This window comes from Ancylomarina sp. YFZ004 (genome assembly GCF_054254355.1).
In genome coordinates this window covers 184,328-188,557 of sequence record NZ_JBTCHQ010000007.1, presented here as the reverse complement: position 1 = coordinate 188,557, position 4,230 = coordinate 184,328, and the positions used below count along the sequence as shown (strand labels likewise).

Below are 4,230 nucleotides of genomic sequence, written 5' to 3'. Positions count from 1 at the left end.
CCTTAATCGAGATTTAAATAAATCTCTAACATTAAATTTGGAAAGTAAAATTGTTGCCATATTATTAAATTGAAAATTTAAATGTCATTACTATTATAAAGTTGGTAGCCTTACCAAAAAACTTTCTAAGAAATCACATCAATTAGAGGTAAGGTTATATTGGAATTATTGCTTGCTACTGAATTCGATAAATTAAACTATCAAATTCATAAGCACAAAAACTAACACATATTCGATCAACAAAACTTGAAATCATGAAAGGGTTATTTTCACCTATGTCTCCGAAGAGCTTAGACCATATGAAGAATGATGAAAAGTGGTTCAACAATGGAGCTGCGACTAAAAAAAACAAAACATTCATCATAGATCCCTGGGTGTTTTTTATTTAGACTAAATTCAAATACAGTATATGTAATAATCACACATATTAACACATACAACTATGTTTATTGTGACATAAATATACACAAACACTTGATTAAAAACATATTCCCATAGATAAATGCATCTTTTTTAGTGACTAAAACTCCACCTATCAGAACTAAATAATTATGAAGAACTAAAAATAAACAAGATCAAGCTTTCATAACAATCACAACAGGAAACCTAAAACAAATAACTAACTGACTTATAAAAAGTGTTTTACGTAAAAAACACTCCTAATCAAAGCATTTCACAAAACATCAAAACAAAACCAACAAAAAAACACATAATATTAACATTAGAATATCAAGAAAAATTCTTTAAAATTTTCGAAAAACATAAAACAACTAAGTTAAGCATCAAACTAAGCATCATTTCGTTACACCACAATAGGCTCCTCATAAATCTTTATATAAAAAAAGATCAACCATTTTCACAGTCGACCTTTTATATATTTAAAATTATAGAGTTACTCAATCTAACATACGATCCATATTTATCGATAATCAACCATTTTGAGGTATTGAAAAATAGAAGACACCTCTATCAAGCGATGAACTTAAACCTATCAATCCACTAATTCCTCTACGTAGGCTTTAGCAATACCCGAGACCAAACCACTGAAACTCAATTGCATTTTCCAAAACACACTCATATACAGCACTTGGAGGCAGAAGTTTTAGGAGGGTGTAATCTATGACGGACTTTTGCAACAGCCCAAGAAGAGAACATCTTAGCACCAAATTTTAAGAATCCAGATTATTATTCAAAAAAAGGAATGCCCAAACTGAGCATTCCTTTATATTATAGTGGTTGATAGAATTGACTAAATTTCGAGGATCATACTATTCCGCATTCATACCCATTAGAAAAACGACCAGATTTTCCTCATGCTCCATATTCAATTTCTTACGAAGGCGGTAGCGTTTTACCTCGACACTACGAGGTGAAATATTTAGAAGTGAAGCAATCTCCTTTGAAGTCATATTCATTCTTAAAAAGGCACAAAAACGAAGATCATTCGGTGTTAAATCAGGGAAACCTTTTTTTAAATTTAATAGAAAGGTTTCGTTCGCTTTATCAAAATTTTCATTGAAAACTGACCAGTGATCCTGACTTTTTATACCGGTTTGAATTAACTTATTGATATCAATCAAACGTTTTTTTGCAGCAGAAGCAACGGTGTATTTTTCTAATTTTTCTAATTGTTCCTTTAATTGATTGAGTAATTCATTCTTCTTAGTCACCATCATGGTGTAATTTGCAATCTCTTTTGATTTACTCTCAATTTCGATACGGAGGTGATCATTCTTCAGCTTTATGATCTGTTCTTCATTCTCCGCCTGCAATTTCAGGTAATATTTTTTTTTCTGTTTATCCAGCTTACTGTAATAGATCACTCGGAACAAACCAATAAAGACAAACAAAAGGACTAAATAAGCTATTTTAAATGGTCCTGAAAGATACCATGGAGGGAGGATTGTAAATTGATATTCAGTAATAGATGATAAGTTCCCATAATTATCGGTAGCACGTACTTTAAAGGTATAATCACCATGAGATAATTTTGAATAACGCACTTTATTTCGCCCCACAGGCTCTGACCAAAATGCATCATAGCCATCAAGTTTCCACTGATATTTCATTGCACCATAACGATATACAGGCAAAGCAAATTCAAAATTTAAATTATTATTTGAATTATTAATTTTCAAAGGGTTTTCCAAATCCAAATCGATTTGCTCCCTGGAAGTTTGCGAATTACAGCTGATTTTTTGAAGTATAACGCGATGTCCATCCAAAGATGCAGACGTTTCGTTTTTCTGATCTGTGAAAATTGAAAATCCATCATCCAGACAGATAAGAAACTGATCCTTACCTAAGTCTACAATATTCTCATAGCCATCAAGGGTATTTCCTCGTAAAAGTTGGAACGAAAGCGCATCTATCCTTTTTACCTTGCCATGTTCCATTTCTACTTTGGCACATTTACCTTTATTAAAGAACCAATAGTTATGCCTGTCAATAGATAATATTTTGTGAGATTTTTTAAAACTCTTAAGTTCATTATTCAGTTTCTGATACGGAGCGAGTTGTTCTGTATTATAATCATAGGAAAAAAGAGCTTTACCAGTCGAAAACACAACCTGTTCATCCACCTTAAAAACATTAATATTAAGATCTTCAGTTAAGCCCTCTTCACTGCCGAATTCATCTATATTCAAGACAGATGTCAAGTCCGTATTCAACTGTAGTTTATATAAACCTCTGTATGCATGACTTGCCCATAAATTCCCTTTGAAGTCGAATTCCAGAAACTCAGTAGGCTCATGGTAGCCCAAAATCATACGCGACATGAACCAATTTCCATGTTCTTTTTTGTAAATCACCAATCCAATATAAGTTCCTTGAATTAAGATATCGGGCTGATTGGGAACCTGCTTAAGAACCCAGCCTCCTGAAACATCCGATATCTTTTTAATTCCTTGATTTGAAATAGTAAAAGTGCCACTATTATGACCACAAAATAAAACATCATCAATAAGCTTTAAATCCCATACCTGACCTTGGGTATTTTCTACAAGAGAGAATTCCCCTCGCAATCTAAAATGTGTCATATCCCAATCAGCACAAAACAAGCCATGATTCGTTCCCAGATACAACTTATCTTGAAAAACGGCTGCACTATAGACAGTCCCCAGCTCTCCACTTCGATCTCGGTAGTAACGAAAAGTTGAATTCAAGTTGATAAAATCAATGCCATTATCCAAACTCAACCAAAGATTCTTGTGTTTATCTACCCTTAAACCGAGAATGGTATTATTTTGCAAACCACTTTTCTTCGTTAAATGACAGTATATTTTCCCCTTTCGATCCAATATCACAAGTCCCTGAGTAATGGTTCCGAAAATAAAATAGGATTCAGATCCTATTTCTACAGAAGTTGCCTTATTAAGTTGAGATTTTTTAAATAGAAAGTCCGCATCATTCTTCCAAGCTCTCAACTTGCCTCTACTATAGAGGTACAAACCTCCTAATTCAGTCCCGACCAACAATTCATCAGCAGAATAAGGCATAAGCACATTAATATTTTGTGGTGCTAATTGATCAGACCCCTCTAGTAAAACTAAAGTATCAGCCTTAATTTCATACAAACCCATCTGTTGAATACTCACCAGTAAACGGTTCTTAATCTTAAAAAGGGTAAATATATTGGCTGGCGTATCAATCATCTGCATACGCTTACCATCATAAGAAAAAATGCCAGCAAAAGATTGAAAATAAACCCTATTGTTTAAAACACAAATTTTCCAAATATCTTGATTTCTAATTGATTCCTCCGATACTAAATCAACCAGGGAAAAGTACTTAAACTGTCCTTTCGAATTCCGTTCCCAATAACCAAACTCTTCGTGAGCTCCCACATAAACTCTCCCGAGCGAATCAACAGCCACCGAACGAACAATTTGCTTACTTGGCAGTGGGAAAATCTTCCAGGATGCTCCATCATATTCAACTAAGCCATCAGAATTTGCAAAATACATGATACCGCTTTTTGCCTGGGTCACATCCCAATTCTGATTTGCCCCATGGTAATCTAATTTTTGGAAATTTTTCACAAAAGGGACTAAGAGATGATCTTGTTCAATACCACGATCTGAACATGTGCCTTGCAAATAAGACAAACAAAAAATCAAATTCAGAATAAATAAACGGATAGTCATAAACCAATGTATATATAAGGAGAAATTATTTTTAATTTATTCAACAAAACCTGTCCGATCACATTCGGGACTTGTCAAGAAA

The 4,230-nt window shown here is 33.5% G+C and carries 2 protein-coding genes; one reads left to right on the top strand and one right to left on the bottom strand.

The window, feature by feature from the left end; genetic code table 11:
* The first annotated feature begins 254 nt into the window (after positions 1 to 254).
* On the top strand, positions 255 to 389 hold the full coding sequence (locus tag ACXR6G_RS12875; protein WP_458361841.1) for a hypothetical protein: 135 nt from the start codon (positions 255 to 257) through the stop codon (positions 387 to 389).
* 879 nt (positions 390 to 1,268) lie between these two features.
* On the opposite strand, the gene ACXR6G_RS12870 is transcribed toward ACXR6G_RS12875, so the two are convergent.
* A complete protein-coding gene (locus tag ACXR6G_RS12870; RefSeq protein WP_458361840.1) occupies positions 1,269 to 4,148 on the bottom strand; it encodes a triple tyrosine motif-containing protein in 2,880 nt (959 codons plus the stop codon).
* Between the last annotated feature and the right edge of the window lie 82 nt (positions 4,149 to 4,230).